The 14,806-nt window shown below is 61.9% G+C and carries 16 protein-coding genes; 9 read left to right on the top strand and 7 right to left on the bottom strand.

Annotated features, from left to right (window positions below):
- Positions 1 to 384: 384 nt before the first annotated feature.
- The 3 genes from IEW18_RS03035 (at position 385) to IEW18_RS03025 (ending at position 3,004) form a co-directional block, all read left to right on the top strand.
- Positions 385 to 708, top strand: coding sequence for a hypothetical protein (locus IEW18_RS03035; protein WP_188556324.1), 324 nt, complete (start codon positions 385 to 387; stop codon positions 706 to 708).
- A 37-nt stretch (positions 709 to 745) separates the two neighbouring features.
- Positions 746 to 1,186, top strand: a complete 441-nt coding sequence (locus IEW18_RS03030; protein WP_188556323.1) for a hypothetical protein — start codon at positions 746 to 748, stop codon at positions 1,184 to 1,186.
- A gap of 375 nt (positions 1,187 to 1,561) precedes the next feature.
- A complete protein-coding gene (locus IEW18_RS03025; protein ID WP_188556322.1) occupies positions 1,562 to 3,004 on the top strand; it encodes a Gfo/Idh/MocA family protein in 1,443 nt (480 codons plus the stop codon).
- Positions 3,005 to 3,039: 35 nt separating this feature from the next.
- Here the strand turns inward: IEW18_RS03025 and IEW18_RS03020 are convergent, their stop codons facing one another.
- Together IEW18_RS03020 and IEW18_RS03015 are read right to left on the bottom strand one after the other, a co-directional pair.
- Positions 3,040 to 3,495, bottom strand: a complete 456-nt coding sequence (locus IEW18_RS03020; protein ID WP_188556321.1) for a VOC family protein — start codon at positions 3,493 to 3,495, stop codon at positions 3,040 to 3,042.
- A gap of 427 nt (positions 3,496 to 3,922) precedes the next feature.
- On the bottom strand, positions 3,923 to 4,336 hold the full coding sequence (locus IEW18_RS03015; RefSeq protein ID WP_188556320.1) for a hypothetical protein: 414 nt from the start codon (positions 4,334 to 4,336) through the stop codon (positions 3,923 to 3,925).
- A 480-nt stretch (positions 4,337 to 4,816) separates the two neighbouring features.
- On the opposite strand from IEW18_RS03015, the gene IEW18_RS03010 reads away from it, so the two are divergent.
- Positions 4,817 to 5,116 (top strand): hypothetical protein, encoded by a 300-nt coding sequence (locus IEW18_RS03010; RefSeq protein ID WP_188556319.1) that lies wholly within the window; start codon positions 4,817 to 4,819, stop codon positions 5,114 to 5,116.
- Positions 5,117 to 5,211: 95 nt separating this feature from the next.
- Here the strand turns inward: IEW18_RS03010 and IEW18_RS03005 are convergent, their stop codons facing one another.
- Complete coding sequence (locus IEW18_RS03005) at positions 5,212 to 6,216, bottom strand: SDR family oxidoreductase (RefSeq protein ID WP_188556318.1); 1,005 nt, start codon at positions 6,214 to 6,216, stop codon at positions 5,212 to 5,214.
- 204 nt (positions 6,217 to 6,420) lie between these two features.
- Positions 6,421 to 6,909, bottom strand: coding sequence for an ankyrin repeat domain-containing protein (locus IEW18_RS03000; RefSeq protein WP_188556317.1), 489 nt, complete (start codon positions 6,907 to 6,909; stop codon positions 6,421 to 6,423).
- Positions 6,910 to 7,165: 256 nt separating this feature from the next.
- On the opposite strand from IEW18_RS03000, the gene IEW18_RS02995 reads away from it, so the two are divergent.
- Entirely contained in the window at positions 7,166 to 7,957 is a 792-nt protein-coding gene (locus IEW18_RS02995) for an SDR family NAD(P)-dependent oxidoreductase (protein WP_188556316.1), read from the top strand.
- A gap of 210 nt (positions 7,958 to 8,167) precedes the next feature.
- Here IEW18_RS02995 and IEW18_RS02990 read toward each other — a convergent pair whose 3' ends face one another.
- The 3 genes from IEW18_RS02990 to IEW18_RS02980 form a co-directional block, all read right to left on the bottom strand.
- Complete coding sequence (locus IEW18_RS02990; protein ID WP_188556315.1) at positions 8,168 to 9,325, bottom strand: NAD(P)/FAD-dependent oxidoreductase; 1,158 nt, start codon at positions 9,323 to 9,325, stop codon at positions 8,168 to 8,170.
- Positions 9,326 to 9,365: 40 nt separating this feature from the next.
- On the bottom strand, positions 9,366 to 9,818 hold the full coding sequence (locus IEW18_RS02985) for a DUF4174 domain-containing protein (RefSeq protein WP_188556314.1): 453 nt from the start codon (positions 9,816 to 9,818) through the stop codon (positions 9,366 to 9,368).
- A gap of 86 nt (positions 9,819 to 9,904) precedes the next feature.
- Positions 9,905 to 10,912: an alpha/beta hydrolase gene (locus tag IEW18_RS02980; protein WP_188556313.1), complete on the bottom strand. Its 1,008-nt coding sequence runs from the start codon at positions 10,910 to 10,912 to the stop codon at positions 9,905 to 9,907.
- 170 nt (positions 10,913 to 11,082) lie between these two features.
- Here IEW18_RS02980 and IEW18_RS02975 point away from each other — a divergent pair, with 170 nt between their 5' ends.
- The 4 genes from IEW18_RS02975 (at position 11,083) to IEW18_RS02960 (ending at position 14,746) form a co-directional block, all read left to right on the top strand.
- Positions 11,083 to 11,838: a L,D-transpeptidase family protein gene (locus tag IEW18_RS02975; protein WP_188556312.1), complete on the top strand. Its 756-nt coding sequence runs from the start codon at positions 11,083 to 11,085 to the stop codon at positions 11,836 to 11,838.
- 133 nt (positions 11,839 to 11,971) lie between these two features.
- A complete protein-coding gene (locus IEW18_RS02970; RefSeq protein ID WP_188556311.1) occupies positions 11,972 to 12,769 on the top strand; it encodes a M57 family metalloprotease in 798 nt (265 codons plus the stop codon).
- 91 nt (positions 12,770 to 12,860) lie between these two features.
- Positions 12,861 to 13,403 carry an NUDIX hydrolase gene (locus IEW18_RS02965; protein ID WP_188556310.1) on the top strand — a complete coding sequence of 181 codons (543 nt, stop codon included), beginning with the start codon at positions 12,861 to 12,863 and terminating at the stop codon, positions 13,401 to 13,403.
- Positions 13,404 to 13,645: 242 nt separating this feature from the next.
- Positions 13,646 to 14,746 carry a TolB family protein gene (locus tag IEW18_RS02960; RefSeq protein ID WP_188556309.1) on the top strand — a complete coding sequence of 367 codons (1,101 nt, stop codon included), beginning with the start codon at positions 13,646 to 13,648 and terminating at the stop codon, positions 14,744 to 14,746.
- Positions 14,747 to 14,806: the final 60 nt, after the last annotated feature.

Genomic DNA, 14,806 nt, shown 5'->3' with positions numbered 1-14,806 from the left:
TGGCAGGTGAGAGTCGTCTGAAGCATCCATCAAGATAACATTCACCTGCTATTTTACCACTGCCCAATTCACTATGATTCAGAAAGAATATCAACATCTTACATATTTAAAGATATTTGGTCTATAGTTAGCAATATCGCAATAATATATAAATCATTAGATACTTGGAGAAAACACAAAATTAATGATAGCGAAAATTCATTATTATATGAACTGTATTCAATACGCCATACTTTACACCACCTTTATGAAAGGGTAGATGAATGGTTTTATGAACAAGGCCTACCTCTACTCGGGTACGCTACTTGGGACTATATTATAGATAAAAATGAAAGAATATGTTTTTTTGCAACCTCTAGCTTATCCTCTTCTGCAAAGACAGAAATGAAATATACTTTTCATAATTCACCCGTGAAAAATGGCCCTTATTCTCTTGTTTTAACTGCATACAGCAGAGTTAAAAAGAATGAATTTATAGAACATAGTATAAACATTGCAGAAGCAGTTAAATTAATCAATAAAATACATTGCAATATCGAAAGTAATTTATCCAATATAGTTAACAACAATAGCATTAATCAAAGTAACGGAAACAGCTTTTATACTACTGGCTTTACTACTGCTATTGAGGGTCATATTAATAATCAAATACTAACATTTGGTAAAAGATCAGCTTTCTATGACTACGGCGACATTGCTGAATCATAATGCCGCTCTTTACTATTAAAGTTTCTTACTCTGCCAAATGCGCATTGACGAAATAGACCAGGAAGACGCGGACATTGATTACTTCGCCACCGACGCGGCCGGGCACATCCTGCACGTAGCGTCCGGCGGCGGGATACTGCCCGAATCGGTGGCGGCTTCTCAGGAGGTGCTGCTAGAGCTGCACCAGTATTTTCTGACGCTGCCGGAAACCGATTCGGCGGTGGCGGCGGGGGTAGCCGAGGGCACGGATGAGGGCAGCTACCAGGGCTTCGCGCGCTACGCCCGGCGCGGGCTGTTCTCCTTCGCCAAAACCCGCCTGCACGAGCGCGCCGATACGCGCTACTACCTGGTGGCCCAGCCCCTGCAGCCGCTCACGGTGGCCGACCTGCCGAAGAACATTGCTACCCTTTTGCGCCGCACTCAGGTGCCGGGCGCCGTGGCCGGACAGGCGACGCTTGATGTAGCGGGCATTGCTTAGGGGTAAAGCAAGGTGAAACGGGGCGCGTTGCTGAGCGCCGCGCCGCTCTGCCGCCGACTGAATCTGCTTGGAAGCGGCGACGCGGGGCTCAACACCACGATCTTTACTTTAAAGACGGGGTTTTTCCAGCTCAGCCCTCCAATGCAAGTAAAGTTCTTATCCTTCGCTTGGAAAGCCTTGTTTCCTGCCCAGCTACGGCCGTCGATAGTTTCCTGAAGTAGACGGCAGCAACTGCGCATTAGGAAGTGTAGAGATACTCCTGATTTTATTTACCTTAAGGCCCTTACCCCTTCGGGCCCAGGGAGATAGGTGGGCTGCCGTGCCGAAGTGCTTGCCGGGCACTTGGTTGCTGTTTCGCTGCTGTAGCCTTCTTCTATGAGCCAACTTCCTACCTCGCCGACCCGGCGCGAATTCATTAAGCAAAGCGCGGCCGCGGTGGCCACTTTTATGATTGTGCCGCGCTTTGTCCTCGGGGGCAAAGGCTACACCGCCCCCAGCGACCAGCTGGTAATTGCCGGCGTGGGCGTGGGCGGCAAGGGCGAAAGCGACCTGGCCTCGTTTGCCAAAACGGGCAAAGTCCGCATAGCCTACCTCTGCGACGTGGACGACCGGCGCGCCGCCCGCTCCGCGCAGGCGTTTCCGCAGGCCACGTACTACAAAGACTGGCGGCAGCTGCTGGACAAGGAAGCCAAGAACTTCGATGCCATGTCGGTATCGACGCCCGACCACAACCACGCCGCCGTGACCTTGGCCGCCATGCAGCTGGGCAAGCACGTGTACGTGCAAAAGCCGCTCACCCACGACCTGTACGAGGCCCGCGCCCTCACCGAAGCTGCCAAGCGCCATCAGGTGGTCACGCAGATGGGCAACCAGGGGGCCTCCGGCGACGGGGTGCGCCAGCTCCAGGAGTGGTACGATGCCAACCTCATCGGCAAGGTGCACACGGTGTACTGCTGGACCGACCGGCCCGTCTGGCCCCAGGGTATTGCCTGGCCCACCCCCGCCGCCAGCGTGCCCCCGGAGCTGGACTGGGACCTGTGGCTGGGCACGGCGCCCGCCCGGCCCTACGTCGAGAAGCTGGTGCCTTTTAACTGGCGCGGATGGTGGGAGTACGGCACCGGCGCCCTCGGCGACATGGGCTGCCACCTGCTGGAGGCGCCCTTCCGGGTGCTGGGTTTGCAATACGCCAGCGCCGTGCAGGCCAGCGTGGGCAGCGTGTACGTCGATGAGTTTAAGCGCGGCTACTTCCCCGAGAGCTGCCCGCCCTCCAGCCACGTGACGCTGAAGTTTCCCGAAACCGCCAAAAACAAGCAGGAAGTTACCGTGCACTGGATGGACGGCGGCATTCAGCCCGAACGGCCCGAGGAGCTGGGCGCCAACGAGCTGTTCGGCGACGGGGGCAACGGCATTTTGTTCGTGGGCAAAAAGGGCAAGATGATGGCCAGCACCTACGCCGCCAACCCGCGCCTGCTGCCTACCTCCCGCACCCAGGAAGTGCGCGTGAAACCCAGCGTAGCCCGGGTGCCCGGCGGGGCCGAGGGCCACTACGGCCAGTGGGTGGAGGCCTGCCTGGCCGGCTACGGCAACCACTACGTCAGCTCGCCCTTTGAAACGGCCGGCCCCCTGACCGAGGCCCTGCTGATGGCCAACCTCGCCATTCGGGGCTACGACTTGCCGCGGCCCAAAGCCACCGGCCCCGGCGTCGACTACCCCGGCCGCGGCATTGAGCTGCTCTGGGACCCGAAGCAGCTGCGCGTCACCAACTTTGACGAGGTAAACCAATTTGTGAAGCGCACCTACCGGCCCGGCTGGCAGTAGGCCTGGGCCAAGCCGCGCGCAACAAAGCTGGGGCGCTAAAAACGGTCGTCGTTTACTTCAATCCAGAAATTATCGGGGTCCTGCAAGTACACTTGCTGCACACCGTCGGGGCGAGCGGTGGTTTGCCGGGCCTCGCCGGTCCAGCTGCGGTAGGGCGTGGCCAACTGGTCGAGGCGGGCGGTAAACTTCCGCAGGTTCCTGACCCGGAAGGCTAGGTGCGTATCCTTGGCGTGCTCCTCTACCTTCGCCGCGCCCTGAATGAGGTGCAGCTGACTGCGCGGCCCCAGCCGAAACCAGACGTGGCGCCCGTCGTTGAACGGCTCCGGGATTTGCCGCAGCCCTAGCACGCGCTGATAAAAGTCCGTGCTCTTGCGCAAGTCATAAACGTGGAGGGCGACGTGGTTTATGGCCGGCCGGGTCTGGGCCGCTACCCGGCCGCAGTCACTCAGGGCCAGCACCAGGGCGGCGCCCAAAATCTGGTTGCTACTCATCAGTGTCGCGGGGGTTAGGAACAGACAATGCCTGGGCGTACTGCTGATAAGTACGCTATTTATTGGCAATTCCCCGCTGCCTTCCCTTTGAGCTGAGCGGCGGCCGTGGCGGCGGCGCAACAGTGCACGCCACGGCGGAAGGGCCCGAAATTTCGCCCGCCCAACGGGCAACACCCGCTGGGCGGGCACCACCGGAAAGCTTGCGTCCTGCTTAAGCTGGCGGCCACCGGCCGAAGCAGGGCGCATTCTCTTTTACGGGAGAACCCCGCTTCCGCTATGGCACTGACTTACAGCCTAGCTTTCAGCACTAGGCAGGTATAGCCCTCCGTAGCCCATATCCCACGGGTTTACGACCGATTGGCGGATCATACTCAGGTGTTAGGCCGCTGTTAGGCCGCCGGCCGCCAAGGGCCGCGCTACCCCTACCCTAGCGCTGCCGCAGCAACCACCGGGAGGCTTCCGCCTCGGTTTCGCAGAACTGGTAGGCCAGAAACTTCTCCTGCGACTCCGACAGCACCGACTTCGAGGCCAGGCGGGCAAAAACATCCAGGGGCAACAGCACGGCGGCGTAGCGGTAGGGGCCGTTGCCCACGGCCTGGGGCAGCCACTCCGTCACTACCCAGGTGCGCTCGGCCTCGGTGAAGGGAGTCAGCTCCCGCTGGTCGGCCAGCAGCCTGCTCCAGCGGCGCAGGCGAAGCAGCTGGTCGAGGTGGGTGAGCAGGGCCTTGAAGTCGTCGAGGCGCCGCAGTCCTTTGTGCCAGGTTACTACCGCAAAGCCGGCGGGGTGCGCGGCTAACCGGCCGGCCGCATTTTCAAAATAGTGCGTGGCGCCTGGGAGCATAAGGTAGCGAGCAGAACGAGGGAAGGGAGCAGTCGAATATAGTAGAAAGAAGATGAATGAATCATGGTTCAGCTAGCCCCGAACAAGGTATTTTGAGCCTACGGGATGGGCGTAGCGGAGCGGGCCCCGCCGCCCTGCCGCCACTCTCCGGGCCGTAGTACCTTCCCGTTCGCCTTTCTTCTCTGCGGCTACGCCAACCACCCAACTCCAGCTGCCGGGCCGCGCCAGCTTCCGCACTACTACCCCCGAGGGCTACATCCTGCACTTCTCCGACAATATCGTGCTCTACGCCGCCGGCGACACGGCCCTCTTCGGCGGCGTGCGCCTGCTGACCGACCTTTACCAGCCCCGCGGTGGCCCTGCTGCCCATCGGCGACCAGCACACGATGGGCCCCGGGAGGCGGCGTACGCGGCCCGGCTCCCTTAAAAGGCGGCGGTATGCGGGCCGCTTGCGTATAGCAGGCTATAACTTTTCCCGCTATGGCCACAGATACCTTCTCTACCGGACCCACCGGCGTTTTCGCCCGCATTGAGCATCAAGGGCAGCACCTCACGGTTGTTAAGCTCCAGGAAGCCAACCAGCCCGATCTGCCGGCGCTGCAACAGCGGCTCACTACCGCCCTGGGCCTGGCCCCCGATGCGCTGTTACTGGTGCTACCCACCGAAGGCCAGCCCCTGCTCGGCCAAGGCCCCGCCGAACAGCTCTACAACCACTACCTCTCCACCAATACCGCCGCCGTGGTAGAGCAGCCCTGGCAGCCACTGGAAAAGCGCGGCTAACTTACTTAGGCCGACGGGCTTGCTACTATTTCCAAACACAAAAGAGCCTCCCGCCGCGCTACGCGGCAGGAGGCTCTTTTTCCGGGCCAGCAGGCTTACTTATCGTTTTTGCCAGCCAGCAGCGCTACCAGCACTCCGCCGGCCAGAGCGGCGAAGGCGCCCGTCATGACGGGGTGCATGCTGGCGCGGGTGTAGAGGCTGCGCTTCATGACGTAGCCCGGGTGGTCGCCGTGCACGTGGCCGTCGCGCACTTCGGGGCGGTGCAGGGAGCCGGCGGGGTGGCGGGGCCGCTCGTCGCGGGTCTGGAGCTTCATGTTCACTTTCTCGTTCATAAAGTCCATGGCCCGGGGGAAGTGCTTGTTCAGGGAGCTGAACATCTTGCCGCCACCCCCGATGTACACGTCGCGCTCCGGGTGCTGAGCCGCGTGAATGATGGCGTTAGCAACTTCCTCGGGCTCGTACACGGGCGGCGGCAGCTGGGGCTCCCGATCCATGTAGTTTTTGGCGTGCTGGGGAAACGGCGTATTAATGGCCGAGGGCTTAATCAGGGTAACCGATACGGGGGCTCCCTCCTCTTCCAGTTCCATGCGCAAGGCGTCAGTAAAGCCCTTGATGGCGTGCTTGCTGGCCGAGTACTGGCCCTGGAGCGGAAAGGCAATATCAGAGGCCACGCTGCCCAGGTTAATCAGGGCGCCGCCGTGGCGCTTCAGGTGCTTAATGGCTTCCAGAGAGCCGTTTACCACGCCCCAGTAGTTGGTATCGAACATGCGGCGGCTGTCCTCGTCGCTTACTTCTTCCAGCCGGCCCCAAATGGAAGCGGCGGCGTTGTTAATCCAGGTATCGAAGCCCCCGAACCGCTCCTGGGCGGTAGCGGCAATGCGCTGGATGTCGGGAATGCGGGCCACGTCGGCGGGTACGGTGGCAACCTGGCCCCCGCGCTTGGTCAGGTCGGCGGCTACCTTGCGCAGGTCCTCTTCACTACGGGCGGCCAGCACCAGGTTAGCCCCGGCTTTGGCGGCCATGCGGGCGGTGGCCAGCCCAATGCCGCTGGTAGCGCCGGTAATTACCAGCGTCTGCTTCTTTAGTGGTTTGAGTTTCATAATAGTACAGGTAAGATGCTCAGATCATCTTCCCCATACGACCAGGGCGGGCGCACGGCTACCACATGCCAGAATTATGCGCCCCCTTTCAACTAGCTGGTAGTACCACCCCCAACGCCTCACTCATCACCGCCCGTTCTGCCCCTTCCCCACGGCACGGGGTTGCAGCAGAACGGGCGGCGACTGGCGAGGCTGGCCCGCTGCCTACTGCTGCGGGAGCAGTTCCAGAGCCTGCTCGTTGCCTTGCTGAATGGCCAGGTCGCGGGCCGAGAAGCCGCGCACGTCGCGCAGGGTAGCGTCGGCGCCGGCCTTGAGCAGCAGGGGCACAATGTTGTGGCGGCCGAAGAGGGTAGCAAACATCAGGGCCGTGCCCTCGTTGCCGTTGCGGGCGTTCAGGTCGGCGCCGTTGTCGATGAGCAGCTGGGCAATTTCGGGGTAGCCTTTGAACGCAACGCCCATCAGGGCCGTGTTGCCGCTGGCGTCGTGCACGTTGGGGTTGGCGCCGGCTTGCAGCAGCACTTTGGTGGCTTCGAGGTGACCATCGTAGGCGGCCAGAATCAGGGGCGTGAAGCCGCGGCCATCCTGGTAGTTAACGTCGGCGCCCTCGGCCAGCAGGGTTTGAATCGTGGCGACGTCGCCGTTGCGGGCGGCGTTGGTCAGCAGGTCTTCGGGACGGGAAGAGGTGAAGGACATGGAAAAGATAGGTTGGGTGAAAAGGCAACGCCGGCCGCCGCGGCGCCCAGCGGGCCAAGAACTGGTTAGCTAAACAAAGAAATCGGGAAGTTGGCGATGCGCCGCCCCAATTTTTTGCCGCGGCCGGAAAGTAGTACGGCCGCAGTCCGCAATTGGATCAGGCCTGGTTCAGCGGGCAAAAAGTACGGGGCAGCGCCTGACAAAACGCTGGGTTGCGGGTTACTCACCTCATCCTTTCCTCTGATTTCTTTTCCGCATGGACTTACAACTCACCGCTAAAGTAGCTCTGGTAACGGGCTCCACTGCCGGCATTGGCCTGGCCATTGCCCACCGCTTAGCCGCCGAGGGCGCCGAAGTAATCCTGACGGGCCGCACCGAGGCCCGCCTGGCAGAAGCGCGCACCGCCATTCTGCAGGAAACGCCCACCGCCACCCTGCGCACCGTAGCCGTCGATTTCGGGCGGGCTGAACAAGTTAGTGCGCTGCTAGAGCAGGTGCCCGCCGTGGACATTCTGGTCAATAACGTGGGTATTTTCGAGCCCAAGCCCTTTGCCGACATTTCGGACGAGGATTGGCTGCGCTTTTTTGAGGTGAACGTGCTGAGCGGGGTACGCCTTTCCCGGCAGTATTTCCCCCAGATGCTGGCCAAAAACTGGGGTCGCATCCTGTTTATTTCCAGCGAATCGGCCCTACAGATTCCGGCCGAAATGATTCACTACGGGACTACCAAAACGGCCCAACTGGGCGTGGCCCGCGGCCTGGCCGAACTCACCAAGGGCACTGAAGTCACGGTAAACTCGGTGCTGCCCGGCCCTACCGCCTCGGAAGGAGTAGAAGAGTTTCTGCAGAAGCTGGCCGGCGAGGGTAAAACCCGCGAGCAGGCCGAGCACGAGTTTTTCCGCGACGCCCGCCCCTCGTCCCTGCTTCAGCGCTTTATCAGCCCCGAGGAAATTGCCAATATGGTTGCCTACCTGGCCAGCCCCCTGTCCATTGCCACCAACGGCGCTTCCGTCCGGGTCGATGGCGGCGTTGTCCGCAGCATTGGCTAGGTGGCGAAGTAGTGAGGTAGTAATGAAGTGAGTGGTCCTGTTGTGGCGCGCAAGCCCGCCGACGTCAGCCTCTCTGACCAACGTGCTACCTCCCGGAAACAAGACAAGCCCTTACTTCCCGTGGCCGAGGTAAGGGCTTGTTCCGTTGTAGCGCCAAACATGAGTGCCGAATGCCTGGCTGCCTTGTCGAGCGGTGAGCCTAGCCAGCGCCTACCCTATTGTCCGCACGAGCCACCGGCGGAGCCAGGGCCAGCGGCCCGCCGCGAATGCCAGCTCCACCAGCCAGGGCGCCCGGGCCAGAAGGCGCATCAGCTGGTAGCGGCGGGCCAAGTCGCGGCCGAGGCGGCGCTGCACGGCTTGGTCGTAACGAAACAAGGAGGCGGGGCTGAAATCCTGGCTTGCGCAGCAGCGTTGGGCATGCTCCGCAGCCAGAATTCCGCTGATAACAGCTTTGTCGATGCCGTGGCCCTGGAGCGGATCGATGAGAGCGGCCGCGTCGCCGCAGAGCAGGGCCCGCCGACCGGAAAGGGGCCGCCGGGAGCCGCCCAGCGGCAGGCCAAAGCCCTGCACTGCCCCGAGGAGCTCCGCCGCCCGGAAGCGCCCCGCTAGCTCCGGATGCGTTGTTAGCAGCTGCTGCAGCTCCCGTTTTAAATCCACCTGATGGCGGGCAATATCGGCCGAGAGCATCCCGAAGCCTACATTATAGACCCCGCCTCCCACCGGAAATACCCAACAGTAGCCGGCCCGGTACCGCCGCAGAAACAGAAATTCACTGGTGGTTGCCGGGGCATCGGTGACGCCGCGGTAGTAGGCGCGCACGGCGGCGCAGTGCCGGGCCCGGTTTAGGGGATGGGGCAGCAAACTGCGGCTTACCACGGAATTGGCCCCGTCGCACCCAATCAGGAGGCGGGCGCGCAGTTCGGCCTGGTCATTTAGCTGGGCCACCACAATACCATCCGCTTCGCGCACCTTTTTCACCGTGTAGCCCTCGAAGAGTGTGGTGGTAGCATGACGGCGAACCAGCGTGAGCAGGGCCGCATCAAAATGCAGGCGGGGGCTGTTGAAGGCCGGGGCCTGCCACTGTACGCTCACCTGGGCGCCAGCGGGGGAAAAGAGCCGGCTGGTTTGCACGTCGGTGCGGTGGGCCTGGGTAAGCGCGCGCAGCTCCTGGGCGTATTCGGGTTTCAGGCGGGCCAAGGCCTTGAGCGTAGGGCCCGGAATAGCATCACCGCACACTTTGTCGCGCGGAAACCGGGCCTTGTCAACCAGCGCAACCCGCAGGCCGCTCCCGGCCAGCGCCAGGGCACACGCCGCCCCGGCCGGACCGGCACCAACAATTAGCACGTCGTATTCAGGAGCAGGGGCCACGCCCGAAAGTACGCACCGGCGGCCGCTTGTCCGGCATCCGCTACTTCCGGGGCCGGCGCATTTCCTGCTGGCGCATGGGCATGGCGTCGATGGTAGAGAACAGCTCCGCAGCCGGTAGGGGCTTGGTTTCGCGCCGCTTTACCCCGCCATCTTTGCCCACCAGCAGCACCGTAAATGAGCCACCAGCCACTCCCAGCTGCTGGCGTAGGTAACGCTGGTCGGCGGCGGCAAGCTGGCCCGGATGTACCTCGTACACCACCAGGTCGCGGGCCCTTAGCTCCGCCTTGGCTGGTTGCAGCAACTGCTGCTGCTGGCGCAGCTCGGCGTTATCGGGGGTAGGCGCGCAAAGCAAGAGCACCCGCCGCTGCCACTTGCTGGCCTTGAGCGTAGCGGCCAATGAGCCCGCCGGCAACGCCTGGGCCGGGGCAATTACCGAGGTCAGCCAGCACGTAGCGCAAAGCAGCAGGGCCGAAGAAAAAGCACAAAAGGACATGGCGAAAAAAAGAGAAACGTGAGCGGCGGGGGACCGGCCCGCCTATCCGGCCCGACAACAGCGCCGGCAGAGGAGCGGCGGGCCGGTTATTCTACCGATTGATGGTGGCCCAGGACGGGCACCCCTACCTGCCGGGACAACCACGCAAACACTGCCCGGTACGCCGCCGCCCGCACCGCCGGGGCCGAGAGAAGCACGTCGTGGACGGCGCCGGGTATGGCTTGCACGGTTACGTTGTGGCCGAGGCGCGGGGCCAGGGCGGCAATATGCGCTACCTCCAGCACGATGTCGGTGCGTTTGCAGTCCTCGTGCCAGCTGCGGCCCCTGCCTGTGCGGTCGGAGTGCAGCACCAGCACGGGCAGGGGTAACCCCAGCCCGCGCCGCACCCGGGCCTGCCCCTGCCGAATGGCCCGTAGCCAGCCGGCATTCACGGGAAACACGTGGTTGGGCTTCCAGGCCAGGTCGTATTCCCAGCTGCCGCGGTAAGCCCGGTGCAGGCTTTGCCCGTAGGTAGGAGGCAGACCAGCGGGCAGGGGCAAATCGGGCCAGCGGGCGCCCAGCGCTACGGCCACCGGCACGGCCAGGTGCCGCCGCAGCCACGACTGGTGTAACTCCAGAAACGGGCTGTTCAGAACCAGGGCCGCCAGTTCCGGCGGCCGGCAGTGGGCCGCGTACAGGGCCGTAATAAGCCCCCCGGTAGAGTGGCCGCTGAGCACCACGCGGGGGCTGCCTTCTGCCTGCAGTTGGGTTAAAGCCGCATCTAGGTCAAGGAAATACTCCGACAAAGAGCGCACGTTGTTAGGGCGCTGATGAGGTAGCAAGGCCCGCCCGTACTTCCGCAATTCCAGGGCATAGAAGCGGTAGCCGTGCCGGACGTATTCTGCCGCCATTTCGCGCTGAAAAAAGTAGTCGTTGAACCCGTGCACGTAGAGCACAGCCCGGGGGGTAGGCACGGACGGCTCCTGGCGGCAACGCACGAGTACGGCCCGCACCGCGCCCTCGTAATCATCGGGCTGAGGCAATACCAGCTGTTCGAAGTCGGGCCCGAGCGGGTCGGGTTGGTAGGAAGCGGAAGTAGCGAAGGCAGACGGCATAGCCGCTTTACGGAAAACCAGCTTCGGCCGATAACGCCAGGGCTTTCCACTTCTTGCCGAAAAAAATACTGCTGCTATATAACGAATCATCTATACTACCCGGGGTCGTGCTACCGTTGAGTAGGCCCTGGCAGCCGCGTACCGGCCTGCCGCCCTCTGCCTCCTTCTTTATGCGTCTTTTGCTTCTGCTTGCCGCCGCGCTGCTCGTGGCCCTTTATGCCCGCTCCTCTGCCCGCCGCCCCGAGCCCAATCTTTCTTTTCGCAGTGCGCAGCAGCGCTTCCCGCGGGTGCGCACGGCCTATGACATCCATCAAGCCCCTACGCACGCTTTGCTGCGGCAGCACAGCTTGGCGGCCGAGCGGCTGGAGCTGTTTCTGCGGGCGTTTAAAGTAGGCCGCCGGCTGGAAGTGTGGGGCCGTAACCACGATGAGGGACAGTTTGTGCTCCTGCGCACGTTTCGGCTGGCCGGCACTTCCGGCTCGCTGGGGCCTAAGCGGCAAGCCGGCGACGGACAAGTACCGGAGGGCTTTTACACCATCAACCGGTTTAACCCCGCCAGCAAATACCACCTGTCCCTGGGCCTCGACTACCCCAACGCGGCGGATACCTACCGCAGCGGCTCCCTCGACCCGGGCCAGGACATTTTCATTCATGGCTCCGACGTGACCGTCGGCTGCCTGCCCATCACCGACGCGGGCATCCGGGAGTTGTACGTGCTGGCCGTGGAGGCCCGGGCGGCGGGCCAGGCGGCCATTCCGGTGCACATCTTTCCCTTTGAGCTGACGGCCGACAACCTGGCGCGCCGCATGAACAGCCCGCACTTGCCGTTCTGGCAGCAGTTGGCCCCGGGCTACCAATATTTCGAAGACTGCCACCAACTCCCGGCAATGACCGTGACTGCCGCTGGCCGCTACGCCCTGCTGTAAGCACTCGCCTCCAATTCAGTTAATGCTAAGACCTTATTGTTCAGCTTGTAGCATTAAAATAAGGTTAAAATAATTATAGTATAGATATTTTGAATACATTGAATCCTTCCTTTCACACAACCTCACACACTCTATGAAAATCACCTCCTACCTCCTGATGGGTGGCTTCGCCATGCTAACGGCGCTGAGCGGCTGCTCGGAAAAAGAAGCCGTTGTAAACAACGCCGAAGACATTAGCGCCGACGCCCTCACCCAGATTCGTCAGCTTGGCTTTAGCGCCGATAACGTGCAGCGCGACGAAGATGGTAATTATGTAGTAGAAGGTGACATCGTACTGTCGCCGGCCGATTTGAGCAGCCGCGCCGCCGTGCAGCTGCTGCGCGTGGGCACAGCCGAGCAGTACCGCACCACCAACCTGGTAACGGGCCTGCCGCGCGTTATTACCGTGAGCATTTCCAGCCAGCTGCCCAGCGCCTACGTGGCCGGCCTTGACGAAGCCATTGCCCGTTACAACGCCCAGGGCCTGCAGCTGACCTTCAGCCGGGTTTCTTCGGGCGGCACCATCAGCATTGTGCGCGGTAACGGCAGCTACCTGGCTTCGGCTGGCTTTCCCACCGAAGGCAACCCCTACGGCGAAGTAAAAGTGAACTCCCGCGCCATTGGCAACACGCCGGTACAGGGCTATCTGGCTACCATTCTGGCCCACGAAATCGGCCACTGCATTGGTTTCCGCCACACCGACTATATGGACCGGAGCTACAGCTGCGGCGGCTCAACGGCCAATGAGGGCGCCAGCACCGTGGGCGCCATCCTGATTCCGGGTACGCCCGCCGCGGCCGACCCCAACTCCTGGATGCTGGCGTGCATCGGCTCGGGCCAGAGCCGCCCCTTCAATGCCAACGACCGCACGGCGCTTAGCTACCTCTACTAGCCTGCCAGTGCCCGGCCGCGCTACCTAACCGGCGCCGGTCCGTACCTTGCCAGCGCCGCCGCGGACTTTCCCGCGGCGGCGCTGTTGCGTTATGCCCGATTTTCCAATTCCCAAAAACCTGCGCGATTCAGCCGTCCTCGTTCCTATTTTCCGCGATGCGCAGGGCGAAATGCAGGTAGTTATGGTGCGCCGGGCGGCCTTTGGCGTGCACGCGGGCCAGCTGGCTTTTCCCGGCGGCAAGCACGAGCCCACCGATGCCAGCCTGCAAGCCACTGCCCTGCGCGAGGCCTTCGAGGAAGTACACCTGCCGCCCACCGATGTAGAGGTGCTGGCGGCCCTGCCCACGGTAGATGTGCCCTCCGGCTTTCGTATTGCGCCGTTTCTGGGTCGTATTCGGCGACCAGCCGCCTGGCAGTGGCAGACCTCGGAAATAGATGAGGTGCTGGAAATTCCGCTCCGCCACCTGGCCGACGCGGCCAACCACACCGAGGAAGTCTGGCAGCTAGCCGGCTGGCCCGGCCCATATCTGGTGCCCTTCTACCGGGTAGGAAATGGCTACCAGCTCTGGGGCGCCAGCTACCGCATCATCCAACCCCTGATTCCGCGCCTGCTGGCCGGCGAATGGGAGATGTGAGCTGGTGAATAAGTGAAGTCGTAAGTAAAAAAGCTCGTCATCCTGAGGCGGTAGCCGAAGGACCTCATCACGCAAGAACGAAAATCGTTGTGACGACTTGTGCGAACGTGATAAGGTCATTCGGCTACCGCCTCAAGATGACAGATACTTTATCCACTTTACTCACTCACTCACCGAATCACCGCCTCACTATTTTGGCACGAAATTGCGTTATAACCCGACTGTAGCTCTTTTTGACTTCTATGAAACGACTTTCGTTTTTGCCGCTGCTGCTGGCGTTGCTTTTGCCCGGCGCGGCGCTGGCCCAGCGCGAACAATCCGTGTGGCTGTTTGGTCAGCAGGCCGGGCTGAGCTTCCCGGCCGGCGGGGGCGCGCCTACCCCGCTGCTTACCAGCAAGATGACAACCTACGAAGGCTCGGCGGTGGCTACCAACCAGCAGGGCCAGCTGCTGTTCTACACCAACGGCGAGTTTGTGTTCAACCGCCAGCACCAGGTAATGCCCAACGGTAAAAAGCTGATGGGCTCCAACTCCAGCACCCAAAGTGCTCTGGTGGTGCCCGACCCGGGTAGCGGCAATGTGTTCTACGTCTTCACGGTAGGTGCCCAGGGCGGCAGCAACGGCCTGCGCTACTCCATTGTGGACATGACCCGCGAGAACGGCCTCGGCGACGTACCCCGCGCCAACGCCCTGCTCATTACGCCGGTAGCTGAGAAGCTGGCCGCCGTGCGCCACCAAAACGGCCGCGACGTCTGGATTGTGGCTCACCGCTGGAATTCCAACGCCTTTGTAAGCTTCCTGGTAACGGCCGACGGGGTGCAGAGCAAGCCCATTATGAGCAACGTGGGCAGCATGCACGCCGGCCCCGGCCGCAATGCCATTGGGGCCATGAAGTTTTCCCCCGATGGCAAAAAGCTGGCCGTCGCCCTCTGGCGCGAAGCCAACAAGTACGAGGTGTTCGACTTCGACCGAAGCACGGGCCAGGTGCGCAACGTGAAGGCCTTTGCTCCCTACCCCGAAGCTTACGGGGTAGAATTCTCGCCCGACGGCACCAAGCTCTACGGCTCCAGCAACGGCGAAGGCGGCGGCCAGGCCCAGATCTTCCAGTTCGACCTCAAAACCGGTAAAGCCACGGTAGTCGGCAAATCGGCGAACCGCAAGGTAGGCTCCCTGCAGCGCGCCCCCGACGGCAACATCTACGTGGCCCGCGAGGACAATCTTTTCCTGGGCATCATCCAAAACCCTAACTCGGAGGCCGCCAAGTACATTGATGACGGCCTCAAGCTCGGGGGTCGCCGCAGCAAGCTCGGCCTGCCCAGCTTTATCACCGAGCCAGAGAAGTAGGAAAATGGTGATCCGGTGATTTAGCGAATTACTGAGCTGGTGAGTTGATTGGTGGACAAC

It is taken from the genome of Hymenobacter glacieicola, assembly GCF_014640315.1.
In the GTDB taxonomy this organism is placed as follows: domain Bacteria; phylum Bacteroidota; class Bacteroidia; order Cytophagales; family Hymenobacteraceae; genus Hymenobacter; species Hymenobacter glacieicola.
Note: the sequence above shows the minus strand (reverse complement) of the source record. Positions and strands in the feature narration are given on the sequence as shown.

Excerpts from the sequence above, each read along its gene's own strand:
- IEW18_RS03035 (WP_188556324.1), top strand. The coding sequence starts at position 385 with ATGAAATATACTTTTCATAATTCACCCGTGAAAAATGGCCCTTATTCT.
- IEW18_RS03030 (WP_188556323.1), top strand. The coding sequence starts at position 746 with ATGCGCATTGACGAAATAGACCAGGAAGACGCGGACATTGATTACTTC.
- IEW18_RS03025 (WP_188556322.1), top strand. The coding sequence starts at position 1,562 with ATGAGCCAACTTCCTACCTCGCCGACCCGGCGCGAATTCATTAAGCAA.
- IEW18_RS03020 (WP_188556321.1), bottom strand. The coding sequence starts at position 3,495 with ATGAGTAGCAACCAGATTTTGGGCGCCGCCCTGGTGCTGGCCCTGAGT.
- IEW18_RS03015 (WP_188556320.1), bottom strand. The coding sequence starts at position 4,336 with ATGCTCCCAGGCGCCACGCACTATTTTGAAAATGCGGCCGGCCGGTTA.
- IEW18_RS03010 (WP_188556319.1), top strand. The coding sequence starts at position 4,817 with ATGGCCACAGATACCTTCTCTACCGGACCCACCGGCGTTTTCGCCCGC.
- IEW18_RS03005 (WP_188556318.1), bottom strand. The coding sequence starts at position 6,216 with ATGAAACTCAAACCACTAAAGAAGCAGACGCTGGTAATTACCGGCGCT.
- IEW18_RS03000 (WP_188556317.1), bottom strand. The coding sequence starts at position 6,909 with ATGTCCTTCACCTCTTCCCGTCCCGAAGACCTGCTGACCAACGCCGCC.
- IEW18_RS02995 (WP_188556316.1), top strand. The coding sequence starts at position 7,166 with ATGGACTTACAACTCACCGCTAAAGTAGCTCTGGTAACGGGCTCCACT.
- IEW18_RS02985 (WP_188556314.1), bottom strand. The coding sequence starts at position 9,818 with ATGTCCTTTTGTGCTTTTTCTTCGGCCCTGCTGCTTTGCGCTACGTGC.
- IEW18_RS02980 (WP_188556313.1), bottom strand. The coding sequence starts at position 10,912 with ATGCCGTCTGCCTTCGCTACTTCCGCTTCCTACCAACCCGACCCGCTC.
- IEW18_RS02975 (WP_188556312.1), top strand. The coding sequence starts at position 11,083 with ATGCGTCTTTTGCTTCTGCTTGCCGCCGCGCTGCTCGTGGCCCTTTAT.
- IEW18_RS02970 (WP_188556311.1), top strand. The coding sequence starts at position 11,972 with ATGAAAATCACCTCCTACCTCCTGATGGGTGGCTTCGCCATGCTAACG.
- IEW18_RS02965 (WP_188556310.1), top strand. The coding sequence starts at position 12,861 with ATGCCCGATTTTCCAATTCCCAAAAACCTGCGCGATTCAGCCGTCCTC.
- IEW18_RS02960 (WP_188556309.1), top strand. The coding sequence starts at position 13,646 with ATGAAACGACTTTCGTTTTTGCCGCTGCTGCTGGCGTTGCTTTTGCCC.